Source organism: Marinobacter sp. (assembly GCF_048269445.1).
GTDB lineage: Bacteria > Pseudomonadota > Gammaproteobacteria > Pseudomonadales > Oleiphilaceae > Marinobacter.
Genome location: NZ_JBLXIQ010000003.1, coordinates 325,716 through 342,372, shown reverse-complemented (window position 1 = coordinate 342,372; position 16,657 = coordinate 325,716). Strand labels below are relative to the sequence as shown.

The window sequence follows — 16,657 nt, the reverse complement described above, 5'->3', positions numbered from 1 at the left end:
AGGTTGGCTGGGCCTCCCAGCCGACCTGATAGCCTTCCGCCAATGTCTGATGCCTCAGTCGCGCTTCTTACCCGGAAGGGTCCCCATCATCTTGCAAATAATCCCGAGCATGATTTCATCGGCACCTCCACCGATGGACACCAGCCGAACATCCCGGTGTGCCCGGGAAATCGGGTTATCCCACATGTAACCGTTACCGCCCCAGTACTGAAGGCAGCTGTCTGTGACCTCACGCCCCAGACGCCCGGCCTTGAGCTTGGCCATTGAAGCTAGGCGGGTCACATCCTTACCATCAACGTGGAGTTCACATGCCTGGTAGGTGAGGGCGCGCAGGGCTTCGACTTCGGTTTGCAGTTCGGCCAGGCGGAAATGGATGACCTGGTTGTCGATCAATGGCTGGCCGAAGGTCTTGCGCTCTCGGCAGTACTCAATGGTCTTGGTGATGCAGTTTTCCAACGCCTTGATCACATTGGCGGCACCCCACAGGCGCTCTTCCTGGAACTGCAGCATCTGCATCATAAAACCGGTCCCTTCAGCGCCAATGCGGTAACGCTGGGGAACGCGCACGTCGTCAAAGAAAATCTGCGCGGTTTCCGAGGAGCGCATGCCCAGTTTGTTCAGGTGCGGGCTGAAGGAGATGCCGGGTGTTTTTGTGGGCACCACGATCAGGGACTTGTTCTTGTGGGGTTTGTCGTCCGAGGTGTTGGCCAGCAGGCAGATAAAATCGGATTTTGGGCTATTGGTGATCCACATCTTGGAGCCGTTGATGATGTAGTCGTCACCGTCTTTCTTGGCGGTAGTTTTCATCCCTGCCACATCGGAACCCGCACCAACCTCGCTGACGCCGATACAACCCACCATGTCACCGGCAATGGCTGGTGCCAGGAAGCTGCGTTTGAGTTCATCGGAACCAAACCGGGAGATGGCCGGCGTACACATATCGGTCTGCACCCCGATGGCCAACGGAACACCGCCACAGTTGGCCATGCCAAGCTCTTCCGCTGCCACCAGGTTGTAGCTGTAATCCAGCCCCATGCCGCCGTATTCTTCCGGCTTCTGGATGCCCAGGATCCCGAGGTTGCCGAGCTTCTTGAACAGCTCATGAATCGGGAATTCCCCGGCGGCTTCCCATTCGTCGCAGTGGGGATTGATTTCCTTCTCCACGAAATCGCGGACGGTTTTTCTCAGGGCTTCGTGTTCGGCTGTGAATTTCACGTTCTTGTTCTCCTGGTGATAGAGAGTTCGTGCCTTCTATGTTCGGGTGCACGTTCTTTAGCTTGGGCGGCGTGTGTGTGGGACCGACTTCAGAAAACCGCTACGAGCACATCCATGTGCGCTTGTTTCGGGCCATCCATGGCCCTCTACATTTTCTGAAGTCGGTCCCACACACACGCCAATGTCTGCAAATGTGTTGCTGCCCGCTGGCAGTTTTGTTGTCTCTGTAGGTCGGATTAGCCAAAGGCGTAATCCGACCTACGTGTTTGTTCTCTCGATCAGTGGAAAAGCTTTCTCTCTTAAAACGATAACTCGTGGTCGACCAGAACCGGGGCGGAGGGCTTCCCAAAAACGTGGAGCGCCAGGGATGGCGCGACCGAGCCCTACAGGGACGTATTTACGGGCGTTTTTTGGGAAGCCCTCCGCCCCGGTTCCAGCCCAAAAGCTCAAAGGCCAAGAGGCGGGCCCCACCAAACCCAGAAAGGCTACAAGCGGGCCACCCCAAACGTATTAGGCCGCAACTGCCGAGCCTCGGCTTCCCGGCAAATGTCGAGAACCAGAGCCAGAACCCGCCGGGTATCCCGCGGATCAATCAGCCCGTCATCCCACAACCGGGCTGTTCCAAACAGCGCCGTAGAGCCTTCCTCCAGTTTCTTCGCCGTCGCCTGTTCCAGAAAATCCAGCGTCTTCGGATCCGGCTCGATGCCTCCGCGGCGTTGCTTGTCCTCTGCCACAATGCGCATCACCTTGCCTGCCTGCGCCGGGCCCATGACCGCGGTTCGGCTGTTGGGCCAGGCGAAGATGAACCTAGGGTCCAGACCACGCCCGCACATGGCGTAGTTGCCTGCACCATAGGAACCGCCGATGACAATTGCGACCTTTGGCACCCGACAGTTGGCCACGGCCTGGATCATTTTCGAGCCGTGTTTGATGATGCCGTTCTGCTCCGAGTGTGTGCCCACCATGAAACCGGTGGTGTTATGCAGGAACAGCAGCGGCGTTCCGGCCTGGTCGCAGAGCTGGATAAACTGGGCGGCCTTGGCGGAGCCTGCCGGTGTGATCGGGCCGTTGTTGCCGATGATGCCAACCGAGTGGCCTTCGATCCGGATGGTGCCGCAGACGGTCTGGTCGTCGAACTCGTTCTTGAAATCCATGAACTTCGAACCGTCGGCGATACGGGCAAGGATTTCGCGAACATCGTAGGGTTTCTTGGAGTCTGCCGGAATCACGCCCAACAGTTCATCGGCCGGGTAGAGCGGTTCCTCCCATTGAAGCTCGCGCCGGGGCGGCAGTTGCTCGCTCCAGGGCAGGGCTTCGAGGATATTTCTTGCCTGGCGGATGCCGTCGGCGTCGTCTTCGGCAAGGTATTCGGCAGTGCCTGCTACCGTGGCATGCATCTCCGCGCCGCCGAGTTCTTCGTCGGTGGCAACTTCACCGGTGGCGGCCTTGAGAAGCGGCGGGCCGGCGAGGAACATCTTGGCCTGCTCGCGCACCACGATTACATAGTCGGACAGGCCCGGCTGGTAGGCACCGCCTGCCGTGGCGTTGCCGTGGACCACGGTTACCTGCGGAATGCCGGCCGCTGACATACGCGCCTGGTTGGCAAAGCCCCGGGCGCCGAGCACGAAAATGTCGGTAGCGTAGTTAAGGTTAGCGCCGCCGCTTTCGGACATAGACACGACGGGGAGCTTGTTCTCCATGGCGACCTGTTGCAGCCGCAGCGTCTTGTCCAGGCCGGCCGGGGTAATGGTGCCGCCTTTGATAGCGCTGTTGCTGGCAACGACGAGGCAGCGAATGCCACTGACATAGCCAATACCGGCGATGATCCCGCCGCCCGCCATGCTGCCGTCTTTGTCGTCGTGCATTTTGTAGCCGGCCAGGGAACAGAGCTCCAGGAAGGGCGTGCCACGGTCCAGCAACCGGTTGATGCGGTCCCTCGGGAGCAGCTTGCCTCGCTTGGTGAACTTTTCCCGGGCCGCTTCCGCCAGATCCAGGACCTTCTGCTCTACGTCCCGAAACGTGGTGATATGGGCTTCCATGGCTTCGGCATTGGTGCGAAAGTCTTCGGACTGGGGGCTTACGGTGGATTCAAGTACCTGCATGTTCGGCTCCTCAGTCGCCGCTCAGAACTTTCGGGGTGATGGCCCGGTGAAAGCCGTTGTAAGGCTCGTTGTTTTTGGCCTTCGGCAACGGCCAGACTCGGCCGCCCTGGGAGGCACCGCCATCTATCCTTAGGCAGTCCCCGCTGATAAACGCCGCCCCGGGACTGAGCAGAAAACAGATGGCGGAGCTGACTTCGGATTCGGTACCCATCCGCTTGATGGGCACGTTATCGCCAAGGCTTCGGATCCACTGCTTCATGTGTTCTGGGTAATTGTCCATGCCACTGGAGGCAATCCAGCCTGGAGCAACCGCGTTCACCCGAACGCCGGAAGCGCCCCATTCAACCGCAGCTGTCTGGGTAAAGTTGACCATCCCGGCTCTGGCGGCGCCGGAGTGCCCCATGCCCGGCATACCGCCCCACATATCAGCCACAATATTGACGATGGCGCCCCCGGTTTTGGACAGCGCCTGGGTGTAGGCTTCCCGGGCCATAAGGAAGCCGCCGGTCAGATTGGTTCGCACGACGGTCTCCCAGCCCTTCTGGTTGATCCCCGTCAGCGGTGCCTGAAACTGTCCGCCGGCATTGTTCACCAACCCGTTCAGGCCGCCATGTTCGGCAATAATCGCCTTGACGGTGGCCTTCACCGATTCCTCTTCCCGAATATCGCAGACATGGGCAGACGCGATGCCGCCGTCCTCAGTGATCTCTGCTTTTACAGACTCGACTTTCTCGGCCTTGCGGCCCACCAGGGCTACCCGCGCACTCAGGGCAGCGAGTTCATGGGCCGTGCATCGGCCAATGCCAGAACCGCCGCCGGTAACAATAAACACCTGGCCCTTAAACAGGTCCCGATGAAAAACAGATTGATAGCTCATAAAAATGAAGACCCTTTCAAAGTTCGGGCGCTCTGGCCGTTTGGTCCTTCCGGGACTGTGAGCAGCAGGGATGCTGCGATCAAGCGTACAGGGATGTATTCACAGCGTGTCCCGGAAGGACCAAACGGCCAGAGTGCATGCTCCATGGTTTATTTGTTGATGACCTTTGAAGAAATCGGAATCGGAAACTCCAGTAACTGCTGGGCAAACGCCTTCCCCTGGGGATCAATCCGCAGGCTGGCGACACCGCCACCGCCAAGGCTGTGCTCCAGCAGGAAATTGATGGCATGCAATCCGGGCATGGCCCAGCGGGTGACCCGGCCGGTTTCCGGATTGAGGGTATGGGCCATCCACTCTGCTACAGCCGACTCGGTCAGGGCCGTTTCGATAAAGGGCAAATACTCCGGTTTTCGGGCGATCACGCCGATATTAGCGTGATCGCCCTTGTCGCCACTCCGGGCCCAGGCCAATTGCACCAGTGGCACCGTCGTGTCCGTGGTGTTTGTCTCGTGTGTGAACGACTGTGGCTGGAGATCGCTAGCATTGAAACCGCCGTCGGTCTCAACCTCAACGGTTTGCCGCTCGCCATCCAGATCCACTGATACCTCGACTTCCGTTTTCGGCACCAGGCAGGAATACAACCGGATCTTCGGCCACACTGTGGGCCGCCCCCCTACAATCCCGGTGATCCCAGGCGCCATGCCAGTTGCCGCCTGGGCAATTTCCCGGGAAAACAGTACCAGAGCCTCTTTCTTGGGATGGGCCGTGCTGATTTTGACCACCAGTTCCCGGCAGTCCTCGCCTTGGCCATGGGCGCCGTAGGTGGTTTCGGTGCCCAGAAGCTCGATACTGGTTTCACTGTAATCAGGCAGGCCACGCTCGCTGAACATGCGTGAGGTCTTGGCCAGAATGGCCTGGGCCACGGTCTGTGCCTTGGCCTTGGCATTCATGCCGGCCAGAAGGAAGGTGACTGTGCACTTGAAACCATCCGGCCAGGTGCCCGATACCTTGTAGCTGTCCGTGGGCGGGAGCCCTCGGGCGCCCCGAACCTGAACCTGGTCTTTACCGGTTTCGTCCAGCTCAACCCCCGTGAAATCGCAGGTAACATCCGGCAGCAGGTAGGCTCTGGGGTCGCCAATTTCGTACACCAGCTGTTCGGCCACTGTGCCTCGGCTGACAAGGCCGCCGGTGTCTCCGGGCTTGGTGATAAAAAAGCTGCCGTCGGCACTCACTTCGGCAATCGGGAAGCCCATGTTGGCGTAGCCACCGGCTACCGCTTCCCAGTCGGTAAAGTTGCCGCCGGTGGACTGGGCACCACACTCAAGCAGATGCCCAGCCAGGCTGCCCTGGGCCAGCTTGTCGTAGTCTTCCCAGCTCCATCCGAATTCGTGCACCAGAGGCGCCAGCACCAGGGCGCTGTCGGCAACCCGGCCGGTAATAACAATGTCAGCGCCCTCTTCCAGGGCCGCCACGAGGCCAGGCGCACCCAGGTAAGCATTCAGGCTGACCATCATCGGCGGCATTGGTTGGCCGGAGCTCATCTCCGTGATGCCCATGTCGGCGAGCTTTTTCTTTTTCATCAGCAGGTCATCGCCCAGCACCAGGACAATCTTCATGGCCACGCCCGCCCTTTCGCAGAGAGCCTGTAAGGCATCTCGACAAGCCACAGGATTCACGCCGCCCGCGTTGGCCAGAACGCGGATGCCTTTTTCCTTGATGTCTCCAAGCAGGGGGCCCATGACCGTCTGGACGAAATCCCGCGCATACCCCTGGGACGGGTCCTTCATTTTCTGGCCTGCCATGATCGACATGGTGATTTCTGCCAGATAATCGGCAACCAGGTAGTCGATGTTGCCTTGATGAACCAGTTGCGCTGCGGCGGTTTCAGTATCGCCCCAGAAAGCGGCGGAGCATCCGATGCGAACAGTTTTGGGGGATTCAGCCATGTTCCTGTGCCCTGTTTATGGTTACCGATTCAATGCCTGTGGCAATCGCGGTTTTGTCACACGATGAAGCTGACGATACCAAGCAAGCGCTTGGTTTGTAAACAGGCAAGTTTAAGGTAGAATTAAAGGCCTCTTATGCCAACCGGATAGCTTTAGTGAACCAGATCCTCCAGTCCCTGATCGCCGAAAACCTTGTGTCAGACCCCAGTGGTGCCCGCGGCCGCCTGCTCACTGAGGCCGCCCGGCTGTTCCGGGAAAAAGGCTACGAGCGGACCACAGTTCGTGATCTGGCGGCCGCCGTCGGTATTCAGTCCGGTAGCCTGTTTCACCATTTTCGGACCAAGGAGGAGATTCTGAAAGCGGTAATGGTCGAAACCATCCGGCTGAATACGTCGCTGATGCAAGCGGCTTTAGAGGCTGCCGATACCAACAGGCAGAAACTTCGGGGCCTGGTTCGTGCCGAACTTGAGTCGATCAATGGCGAGACCGGTGAGGCCATGGCGGTCTTGGTATTCGAATGGCGGAGTCTGTCGGCATCTTCCCAGGTTGAAGTGCTGGAACTACGGGATATCTACGAGAAGCTCTGGCTGGATGTACTGAAATCGCTGAAACGCGAGGGCGCCCTGCAAGCCGATCCGTTCGTGGTTCGCCGGATGTTGACCGGTGCCCTCAGCTGGACGGTGACCTGGTACAAGCCGGAGCGGGGAGGCCTGACACTGGATGGCCTGACCGATCAGGTAATGGCAATGATGGCTCTGTAAGCGGGTTGGCATTTCTAAAAATTATTGTTTTATCTCAAGAAAATCCTGAGAAGCTCCTTTCCTTCCGGGCCATTGGCCCGATCGGCATAACAAAATCGGCATTCGAGCCATTTTTGTAGGACAGTTTTCAACGCATTCTTGCATCCGTTGACAAAAAACCGAGTTCAGATCGGGCAAACAAAAACAACGTGATGCAGGGTGAAATATGATCTCCTCACTAGCAGGGTTTGGTCCGGGCCTGGCGGGCTCGCGCCTGAAGGCTCTCACATTGGCGGCGGTGGCCGCGCTCGCAGGCTGTTCAGCCAACCCCATATACACGACGACCGGTGTTGTACTTTCTGGTTACTCCGAAGGCGAAGCCACACCTTATGTGATGCAGATGTCAGATCCGGAAATGGCCTGTGCCCTGGGTGAAGGCGTCGACCCGCTGCTTTATTCCTTTTCCCGCGTTACCGAGGCGCCGAACAGCACCGGCTCCCTCCTGATGTTGCTGGCTGCCAACTGCATGGAATACCGGGCCTGGGAGGCTGAGCTTGCTTACTTGCGAGCCGACCACGCAGGCAAAGTGCCCGCAGCCAAAGACGCCCGGGAAGAAGCCAAACGGCTGAACGCAAAAACTGCACAACGCCGGTATCTCGCGTTCAATCGTGCGATGGCAGCTTACGATTTCGACCCGGCTGCAGAACCTGTCGAGTGCCCCTTTCTGTTTAACGAGCAGGATGAAATTACCTTCCTGCTGGGCCTGCTGACTGGCATGCAGGCTATCGTGAACGACGCCAACTCCGGAGCCATGGCGGGCATCCCCCGCAGCATCGCGCCTCAGGCTGAGCGGGCGGCCACCTGTGTCGATAATGAAAAGTGGGGTGGGTTACCCAACGCCATACGGGCCCTGGTTTGGTTGTTGTTTCCCGACATACGGCCTGAACTCTCCCCGGATCCTTGGAGCGTTCTCGAGCACAGCTCGGATCTCGGTGTCCGGGCTGGTATCCGTGCGTCCCTCGCGGTTGAGGCTGTGGCGGCAGAAACTTTTGGCCGCCCGGATGTCCTCGACGATGCTATTGCCCGCTTTGCCGAAGCTGAAGACCAAATTGAGGTATGGCAAGAGTACCGCCTGGTCGATGAAGTGGCGGCGAGAGTTATCCGGTTCTCTTCGGACAAGCACTGGAGCGCCAGTTATGGCTATCGCACCCCGCAAAGCTCCTTCGGAAAAATGAGCCCTGATCAGGGTACGGAAAACGTTGAAACCATGAATCTGGACGACCTGCTCTGAGGCAGGCGTCCCGAGCCTTCTGATTACCTATAACCACAAGAATGACCTGGAGGTCGTTATGATCCGAAAAGTCGTTGCCGCTCTGACTCTCGCTGCCATTGCACCCTTTGCCTCAGCCCAAACCGTGAAAATTTGTGTCTTTGACGTGATCGGTGCCAATGGTGATGTCTTCAACATGATTAAGGACTATGCGCTGGAAATGAAGGTCCACGGCGTTGATTTCGAGCTCAAACCCTACACTGATGAGGGCGTTGCCGTTGGCGATTTCAATGCCGGCCAGTGCGACGCGGTGGCCGCCACGGACATTCGTACCCGCCCGTTCAACAGGTTCACCGGCAGCGTCAGCGCGGTGGGTGCGATCCCCACCTATGACGACCTCAAGACCCTGCTGGCAACCCTCGCTCAGCCCAAAGCGGCCCCCCTCATGAAAGCCAATGGCTATGAGGTGTTGGGTATTATCCCTGTGGGTGCCGGTTACCTGTTCGTGAACGATCGCAGCATAGACACCGCCGGCGAGCTGGCTGGCAAGCGGATGGCAACGCTGGATTATCAGAAAGACGCCATTCACATGGTGAACTTTATCAAGGCCACGGTGGTGCCTTCAGACATCACGAACTTTGCGGGAAAGTTCAACAACGGCTCCGTAGACACTGCCTATGCGCCTGCTTTTGCCTATGAGGCACTGGAGCTCTACAAGGGCATTGGTGACACCGGCGGCATTGTGGATTATCCGCTGGCACAGCTGACCATTCAGATCATTGCGCGGGAAGGCGTCCTTGCCGATGCCACATCCCAGAACGCCCGGGAAGTTGCCTGGGCGATGTTCCCGCAGGCCATGAACCTGATCACCAGCCAGGAACAGGCAATTCCGGAGGAGAAATGGATTCGCATCCCGGAAAAGGACATTCAGGGCTACCAGGAGATGTTCCGCCAGAACCGGATTGAGATGCGCGATGGTCTCAACGGGGCGCCGGATGTCTACCACCCCAAGATGCTGGGGCTGTTGAGCAAGATCCGCTGCGCCAGCAACCCGTCTGCGTCCGAGTGCACCTCGGCCAATCGCGAATAAAGGGGCGGCACGGCTATGAACTGGCGCGCATTGACGGCCCCGGCGGTCAGGACCCTATACCCCGTGCACCGGCTGCACGGGGCCGTACTCTTGCTTTTGCTCCTTTCCACGCTGGCTCTGGGCATGGGCAATTCACTCCACTCCCGTCTGCTGTGGGTCGGTGAGCAGACCTGGCCAAACTATTACCTGCTGAACCCGGACGCCACTGAACCGACCTGTCAGCTGGAAATGGATGTTGATGCCGAAGTGCGCAAGCGGGTGCAAGCCTACAAGCCTGATCCGGAGGACCTGTTCAGTTCGCCGCCCAATCCGGAGGCCATCCGGACTTCCCTGCAGCGCAATCTTGAGCTTTGCAACCGGGAGTACATGGCTTACGAGCAGAACCTCAGGCACGCCACCCCGGCCCTCGGGGTGTTCAAGAGTGTGGAGCAGGGGCTGGCGGATTTCCTGCTGGAAAACATTGAACTCACCAAGTATCTGTTCATTGCCATGTTCGCCCTGGCAGCGGCTGTTGCAGCCCTTGATGCGGACCATATCGCGCTGCGCCTGCCTCGGAACCGGGCTGAGTGGCGCTTGAGTCAGGGGATGCAGTTTGTCGTCAACGGGCTGATGGTCGCGTCTCTGAATGCCTATCTGGGGCAGCTGGCCAGTTCGCCGGGATCGGAATCGACGAGCCAGCTCCAGTCTGCCTGGGTGGCCGTATTCGGCCTGTTCATGGTGATCAACGCGGTCCGCTTTGTGAACGTGCCGGAACGGATGCGGGCGGGAAGTCTCTCGCTTTCATCGGGTCTTGTGCTGCCGCTGCACTGCGCCATGGGTCTGATTGCCATGAGTTACTTCTTCCTGGTGGATGGCTACGCCTCTGGCCTCGCCATCTATTTCGGGATGATGTCGAACCTGTCCTCGATGTTCATAAACATCGGCCTGTATGTGCTGGTCGGCATGGTGCTGAAGCAGACCCGGTTACCGGAGCTGCTGCTTGACGTGATCAAACCCTACAACCTGCCGGCACCCATGCTGGCGTCTGTGATTATATTCGCAACTGCGTTTCCCACGGCGTTCACCGGCGCCTCGGGGATATTTATTCTCGCTGTGGGCGGCGTCGTTTATGACGAACTTCGCCGCGCGGGCGCCGGGCGACAGCTTTCCCTGGCCACCACTGCCATGTCGGGGAGTCTGGGTGTCGTTCTTAACCCCTGTTTGTTGATTGTGGTGGTTGCGGCACTGAACAAGGAGGTTACCACCACGGAACTCTATGGTTGGGGCCTATGGGTGTTCATCATGTCGGCCACACTGTTTTCCCTGGTTGTCTGCAAAACCGAGGGGAACTGGAAGCCCAGACCGGCGCCAGGGGCGTTTCGGGAATCCGTGCGCAGGATGAAGCCGCTGATGCCCTATGTCTTGCTCGGCGCTGTTGTGATTCTGGCTATCTGGGGTGTGCTTGGGCTTCAGTTCAATGAGTACAGTGCTCCGCTGATTCTGCCGCTGGTGATGCTGGCGCTGGTATTTCTCGATGCTGGCAGGGATAACCGGGGCGAACGGGAGACAAGGCTGCAGGCATTCTGGAACCGGAGTTCCGCAGCCGCCAGCGACTCTGCCGTTCATATCGGAGCCTTGCTGGCCCTCATCGGTTTTTCGATCTGCCTCGGCGGAATTCTGGAGCGTTCGGATATCGTCCACGCCCTGTTCCCGGAGAGCCTGACCAGCCCATGGATTGCCATGCTGGTGATTGTGGTAATGCTCACTGTCATCGGCATGGTCATGGATCCGTTCGGCGCGGTGATTCTGGTATCGGCCACCATCGCCCAGCCAGCTATCCAGCTGGGCATTGATCCCCTGCATTTCTGGATTGTGTGCCTGGTGGCGTTCGAATTGGGCTACCTGAGCCCGCCGGTAGCGCTCAACCATCTGCTGACCCGCCAGGTGGTGGGTGAGACGGAAGTGCTGGCGGCGGAACGTACCGGCTCCTTCTGGCACCGTTATCAGCGCCTGCTGTTGCCTTTGGCAGTGATGGGGCCGACGCTGCTAGTGACGGCTTTCATACCGATGCTGTTCTACGCACTGTAATGTTCGAGTGTTAATTTGAGAGCCGCCTGAGGTTTCCTCCGGCGGCTCTTTTGCATCCGTTAGTCACTGGTCCGCGTAACGGTTAACAGTCAGTAAATAACACATCGGGTGCGATGAGTTATGCTGGTGGAAAAGGTGGGGGTGTTTTTTATGGCGCTGGCGTCGGTTCCCGGGAACGTTGGTAAATTGTGCATCGTCATGGCGCTCGGTCTGGCGGTGCTCGGGTGCAGTGGAGGCTCCGGCAGCGGTGACCTGCCAGCTCCGGTCGCTCTGGCTGGAGTCATCGACATTGAGGCGGGAACACGGGTTGATGCGGACAATGCCGATGCGCTGCTTGGACGGACCCCGCTGACCACCGCCCAGCTGTTGCCGCCGGAGTTTATTCTCGCGGGCTATGTAAGTGATACGTTGCAGGTCGGGGACTACCCACTTTTATCCGGGCAGTCAGAGGCGTTCCAGTACTTTCCCGATCAAGAGGATCGGTACGTTGCATCGTTGCAGGCCGGTTTGGAACTGACCCTGCAGAGCTTTACCACAAGGCTTGGAGCGGCGGCTGATTTGCAGCTAAGGGTGGACGCGCCTGACGGCACGAATGTCGGGCAGGTCATTGCGCCCGGTAACGGGGCGTCAGTCAGCATCGCCCTCAACAACGAACAGGTGGGTGACTACACCGTCTCTGTCACAGCGCTGGGCGACTCGCCAATGCTGTATATCCTGTCTTCATCGAGAACAGAAACAATTAATGCGACAGCCTATGACTGGCCGAAGCATGAATTCGTTGAGGACGAGGCGATTGTTTCCCTGCGCGATCCCGGCGTTCGGAGCAACGGGCTTGCAGCCAATGCACTGATGACACCCGGGCGCCAGATCGCCCCCGGGCTCTGGACCGTCCGGCGCCCCGGCGCGGTGGCGGCGTTGCGTCAGAGTAGCCCGGCAGAACAGACCCTTGCCTGGATCCGGAGCCTGAGAAGTGATCCGGCCATCCGGCACGCATCCCCAAACTATAAGACCCGCTCATTCGCCACGCCGGTGGATGAGCCATTCTATACCAGCCGGGTGTTGGCGCAGCAGTGGCATTACGCCCTGATCAACGGCCCGGTAGGCTGGCAGCTTGCGCCGGGTGGCGGTGTGGGTGTCAATGTAGCGGTCCTGGATACCGGCTTGTTACGGGATGGCGGGCAGTGGCATCCGGACCTGACGGCGAATGTTATCGCCGGCTTCGACGCCGTAGACGGCGATGACTTTCCTATTGATCCGGGAAGTGCCATAGGTGGCAGCGTCTATCACGGCACCCATGTTGCGGGCACCGTAGCGGCGACCGTCAATGGCAGTGGCGGTGCGGGTGTTGCGTTCGGATCCAGCCTGATGCCGGTGCGGGTGTTGGGCGAGGGTGGTTCTGGCACGCTCAGTGATCTGCTCGAGGGAATGCAATGGGTTCTGGGTGATCAGTCCAGGCCGTTCGCAGATATCGTGAACCTTAGTCTCGGAGGGCTTCCCTGCGGTGACCCGGGCGTTGCGGGCACGCTTCAGCAGCTTATCAATCAAGGTGTGGACAAAGGCATTATTTATGTCGCCGCCGCGGGCAACTCTGCCACCAGCGAGCCTTCCTGTCCGGCCGCGTTGGACAATGTATTCTCGGTCAGCGCCGTGGATGGTGCTGGCAACCTTTCATCCTATTCGAATTTCGGGAGCACGATTGATCTTGCCGCGCCGGGGGGCGATGCAAGTCGCGACGGCAATGGCGATGGTCAGGGTGACCTGGTCAGTAGCACCAGCGCTGCAGTGGTCGATGGAGTGCTTCAGCCCGTCTATCGCGGGTTGCAGGGAACGTCCATGGCGGCGCCCCACGTCTCGGGTGTATTGGCGTTAATGAAAGAGGCCCGGCCCGCACTGACTTCTGCTGACATCGAAGGCTATCTCAGGGGGGGAGCTCTGACGGCGCCGCCTTGTGAAGCAGACTGCAGCCGAACCGATCAGCTGGGGTATGGTGTTCTTGATGCGGCCAAGTCGGTTCAGTCGGTGCTTTTGGCATCCCCTCCGCAGCTGTTGACCTCTACCCCGGCCGTCGTCAACCTGACAACCGAAGCCAGCGCGCCAGTTAGTAAAACAGTGGAGTTGGCACCTCTGGGAAACTACGATATCACCATTACCGGTGTTTCCGTGTCGGATGACTGGTTCACTGTGTCGCCATTTCCCCAGGAAGCGATCACTGCGGACGCGCCCGCCCGGTTAGAGCTGACCCTGATTCCAGAAAACCTTGAGGCAGGTCTGTCTTCTCGAGCGAATCTTGCAATTACCTACAATTCCGGCACCGAATCCCAGGCGACTCTGACCATCCCCGTGATCGGCCAGCAGATCACCGATCAACAGGCCCGGGACGCCGGTCGGCATTTCGTCCTGTTGGTTGAACCTGTGCCTCAGGGGGACACGTTTGTGACGGTTGGTCAGACAGTTGCCACGGTAAATGAAGGCCAATATCAGTTCGAGTTCCTCCCGGATGACGGTGAGGCGCCGCAACTCCAGAACGAAGTGCCGCCGGGCGAGTACTTCCTGGTTGCGGGAACGGACCTCGACAATGATGGCCTGATTTGTCATGCCGGTGAGGCCTGTGCCGAATACCCGGTTGCCGGTTTGCGGCAGGTCATCGAAGTGCGCGAGAATCAGCCGGTTACGGGACTTCGAATGACCACCAGCTATTCCAGGCCGGCCCTGTCAGTGAATTCACCGGATTTTCTGCCCAGGCCGGGTTTCATGGGCTACCGGTTACTGCCGGAGCAGGCTGGTAGCCAGTCCACCAGCGTTAAGGCGATCCAGATTCCATGAACATAAAGCCCCTGATCCGAAGCAGTCTGATAGCGGCGGGCGTCCTGAGTGCCGGCTGTGCTGTCAGTCAGACCGAGACCGATGCCGGCGCGCCCCTGGCCAGGCAGGTTGCCCAGTCAGCCCACTGTGGGATGACTGCGCCCGGCTATCTCCAAATCGGCAGTCTGGAGGAATTGGCGCGTCTTGAGGCGCTGCCGACACGCACCCTTTCCCTTCAGGCGCTAAGGGATATTGATTATCAGCGAGAACATATTGTGCTGGCTTCCATTGGGCAAAAGCCAACCGGTGGCTTCGGAGTGACACTGGAGAGTTCGGAAATTTCCGACGGAACCCTGCAACTGACCATCAGGGTTGCCGAACCGGCACCCGGCACAATGGTCTCCCAGGCCCTGACCACCCCCTGTGCGGTAATCGCAGTCACCGCCGAAGGCTGGAACGATATCCAGATCACCCGCGCCGAAAACAACCGTTGATCTTTCTTCACGAATCCCTAAGCTAGGGCCCAGCTTTTTCTATCTATCGCGGAGTCCGTTCCTGCCCATGAGCCAGCAACAATATAACGCCGATGCTATTGAAGTACTGAGTGGTCTGGATCCGGTGCGCAAGCGTCCCGGGATGTACACAGATACCAGTCGGCCCAATCACCTGGCACAGGAAGTGATTGATAACAGTGTGGATGAGGCACTGGCGGGGTACGCCCGGCGTATTGATGTGGTGCTTTACACTGACGGTTCTCTCAGCGTTGAGGATGACGGCCGGGGGATGCCGGTGGATCTTCATAAAGAAGAAGGTCTGTCCGGCGTTGAGCTGATCCTGACCCGCCTGCATGCCGGTGGCAAGTTCTCACAGGGCAACTACAACTTTTCCGGCGGCCTCCACGGCGTGGGTGTTTCCGTTGTAAATGCCCTGTCCACGCACCTGGAAATCAGCATCAAACGTGATGGTCAGCTGCACCGGATGACCTTTGCCAATGGCGAGAAGGTCTCTGAGCTGGAAGTGATCGACACAGTTGGCAAGCGCAACACAGGTACTCGCCTGAAGTTCATGCCCGACGTGACCTACTTTGACAGCCCCAATTTTTCCGTCAGCCGGCTTCGCCATAACCTGCGAGCCAAGGCAGTGTTATGCCCCGGCCTGACCGTGACCTTCCTTCAGGAAAAGACCGGCGAAAAAGACGAGTGGTGTTATGAGGGCGGTCTGCGGGATTACCTGGTCACTGCGCTGGCCGACATTGAAGCGGTGCCACTGGAACCCTTCACCGGCAGCTTTTCCGGTAACAAGGAAGCCGTAGACTGGGCGATTCAATGGCTGCCGGAAGGCGGTGAAGCGGTCATGGAAAGCTATGTGAACCTGATTCCGACCGCCCAGGGTGGAACCCATGTGAACGGGCTGCGCACCGGCCTGCTCGAAGCCATGCGGGAGTTCTGTGAGTTCCGGAGTCTGTTGCCCCGTGGCGTGAAACTCTCCCCCGAGGATATCTGGGAGCGGGCGGCCTATGTACTCTCCTTCAAGATGCAGGAACCGCAGTTTTCAGGTCAGACCAAGGAGCGCCTTTCGTCCAGGGAAGCAGCGGCTTTTATCTCCGGCGTGGTCAAGGATGCCTTCAGTCTCTGGCTGAACCAGCACACCGACGTGGCGGAAGCACTGGCGGAGCTGTTTATCAATAATGCCCAGCGTCGTCTGCGGGCCAGCAAGAAGGTAGCACGCAAAAGGGTGACATCCGGCCCGGCCCTGCCGGGCAAACTGGCGGACTGCTCCGGAAGCGATACCGCCCGTTCGGAGCTGTTTCTGGTGGAAGGTGACTCAGCCGGTGGTTCCGCAAAACAGGCAAGGGATCGGGAATTTCAGGCGGTGATGCCGTTGCGGGGCAAGATCCTGAACACCTGGGAGGTGGATTCGGGTGAGATCCTGGCCTCCCAGGAAGTGCACGACATTGCCGTTGCCATTGGTGTCGATCCCGGTTCGGACCAGTTGGATGGCTTGCGCTATAACAAGGTCTGCATCCTCGCGGATGCCGATTCTGACGGACTGCACATCGCCACGCTGCTGTGCGCACTGTTTGTAAAACACTTCCGCCCGGTGGTTGCTGCGGGTCACATTTTCGTTGCCATGCCGCCCCTGTACCGGGTGGATCTGGGCAAGGAAACCTTTTATGCCCTGGATGAACACGAAAAGCAGGGTATTATTGATCGCATTGCGGCGGAGAAACGCAAAGGCAAGATTTCAGTAACCCGCTTCAAGGGGCTTGGTGAAATGAATCCGCTGCAGCTTCGTGAGACCACTATGGCACCAGACACCCGGCGCCTGGTGATGCTGACCATTGAAGACGGTGACGACACCGATAGCCGCATGGACATGCTGCTCGGCAAGAAGCGCGCACCCGATCGCAGGGCGTGGCTGGAAGCCTACGGCAACATGGCGGACATCGCGGTCTGATATTCCTTAAGGTGCTATAAAAAGCATCCTTTATTCTTTCTAAGTATTCTGTAAACCCTTTATCCTGCCAGTTTTCTGATCGGGAAGAACC

Annotated in this window: 11 protein-coding genes; 7 read left to right on the top strand and 4 right to left on the bottom strand. The window is 58.8% G+C overall.

Features of this window, described 5'->3' with window-relative positions:
• Positions 1-54: 54 nt before the first annotated feature.
• From atuD to ACN0XM_RS07815, 4 genes are all read right to left on the bottom strand, one after another.
• Complete coding sequence (gene atuD, locus ACN0XM_RS07830) at positions 55-1,215, bottom strand: citronellyl-CoA dehydrogenase (RefSeq protein WP_417566366.1); 1,161 nt, start codon at positions 1,213-1,215, stop codon at positions 55-57.
• Positions 1,216-1,700: 485 nt separating this feature from the next.
• Positions 1,701-3,317, bottom strand: coding sequence for an acyl-CoA carboxylase subunit beta (locus tag ACN0XM_RS07825; RefSeq protein WP_417566365.1), 1,617 nt, complete (start codon positions 3,315-3,317; stop codon positions 1,701-1,703).
• Between the two features lie 10 nt (positions 3,318-3,327).
• Positions 3,328-4,194, bottom strand: coding sequence for an SDR family oxidoreductase (locus ACN0XM_RS07820; protein WP_417566364.1), 867 nt, complete (start codon positions 4,192-4,194; stop codon positions 3,328-3,330).
• A 149-nt stretch (positions 4,195-4,343) separates the two neighbouring features.
• Positions 4,344-6,140, bottom strand: a complete 1,797-nt coding sequence (locus ACN0XM_RS07815) for an acyclic terpene utilization AtuA family protein (RefSeq protein WP_417566363.1) — start codon at positions 6,138-6,140, stop codon at positions 4,344-4,346.
• 146 nt (positions 6,141-6,286) lie between these two features.
• On the opposite strand from ACN0XM_RS07815, the gene ACN0XM_RS07810 reads away from it, so the two are divergent.
• The 7 genes from ACN0XM_RS07810 to parE all read left to right on the top strand — a co-directional run bounded on the left by ACN0XM_RS07810 (position 6,287) and on the right by parE (position 16,566).
• A complete protein-coding gene (locus ACN0XM_RS07810) occupies positions 6,287-6,901 on the top strand; it encodes a TetR/AcrR family transcriptional regulator (protein ID WP_417566602.1) in 615 nt (204 codons plus the stop codon).
• A gap of 205 nt (positions 6,902-7,106) precedes the next feature.
• A complete protein-coding gene (locus tag ACN0XM_RS07805) occupies positions 7,107-8,171 on the top strand; it encodes a hypothetical protein (protein ID WP_417566362.1) in 1,065 nt (354 codons plus the stop codon).
• Positions 8,172-8,229: 58 nt separating this feature from the next.
• Complete coding sequence (locus tag ACN0XM_RS07800) at positions 8,230-9,240, top strand: putative solute-binding protein (RefSeq protein ID WP_417566361.1); 1,011 nt, start codon at positions 8,230-8,232, stop codon at positions 9,238-9,240.
• Between the two features lie 15 nt (positions 9,241-9,255).
• Positions 9,256-11,307, top strand: a complete 2,052-nt coding sequence (locus tag ACN0XM_RS07795) for a TRAP transporter large permease subunit (protein ID WP_417566360.1) — start codon at positions 9,256-9,258, stop codon at positions 11,305-11,307.
• A 120-nt stretch (positions 11,308-11,427) separates the two neighbouring features.
• Positions 11,428-14,130, top strand: a complete 2,703-nt coding sequence (locus ACN0XM_RS07790) for a S8 family serine peptidase (RefSeq protein WP_417566359.1) — start codon at positions 11,428-11,430, stop codon at positions 14,128-14,130.
• On the top strand, positions 14,127-14,603 hold the full coding sequence (locus ACN0XM_RS07785) for a protease complex subunit PrcB family protein (RefSeq protein WP_417566358.1): 477 nt from the start codon (positions 14,127-14,129) through the stop codon (positions 14,601-14,603). Before ACN0XM_RS07790 ends, ACN0XM_RS07785 begins: the two co-directional genes overlap by 4 nt.
• 67 nt (positions 14,604-14,670) lie before the next feature.
• Positions 14,671-16,566 (top strand): DNA topoisomerase IV subunit B, encoded by a 1,896-nt coding sequence (parE, locus tag ACN0XM_RS07780; protein WP_417566357.1) that lies wholly within the window; start codon positions 14,671-14,673, stop codon positions 16,564-16,566.
• Positions 16,567-16,657: the final 91 nt, after the last annotated feature.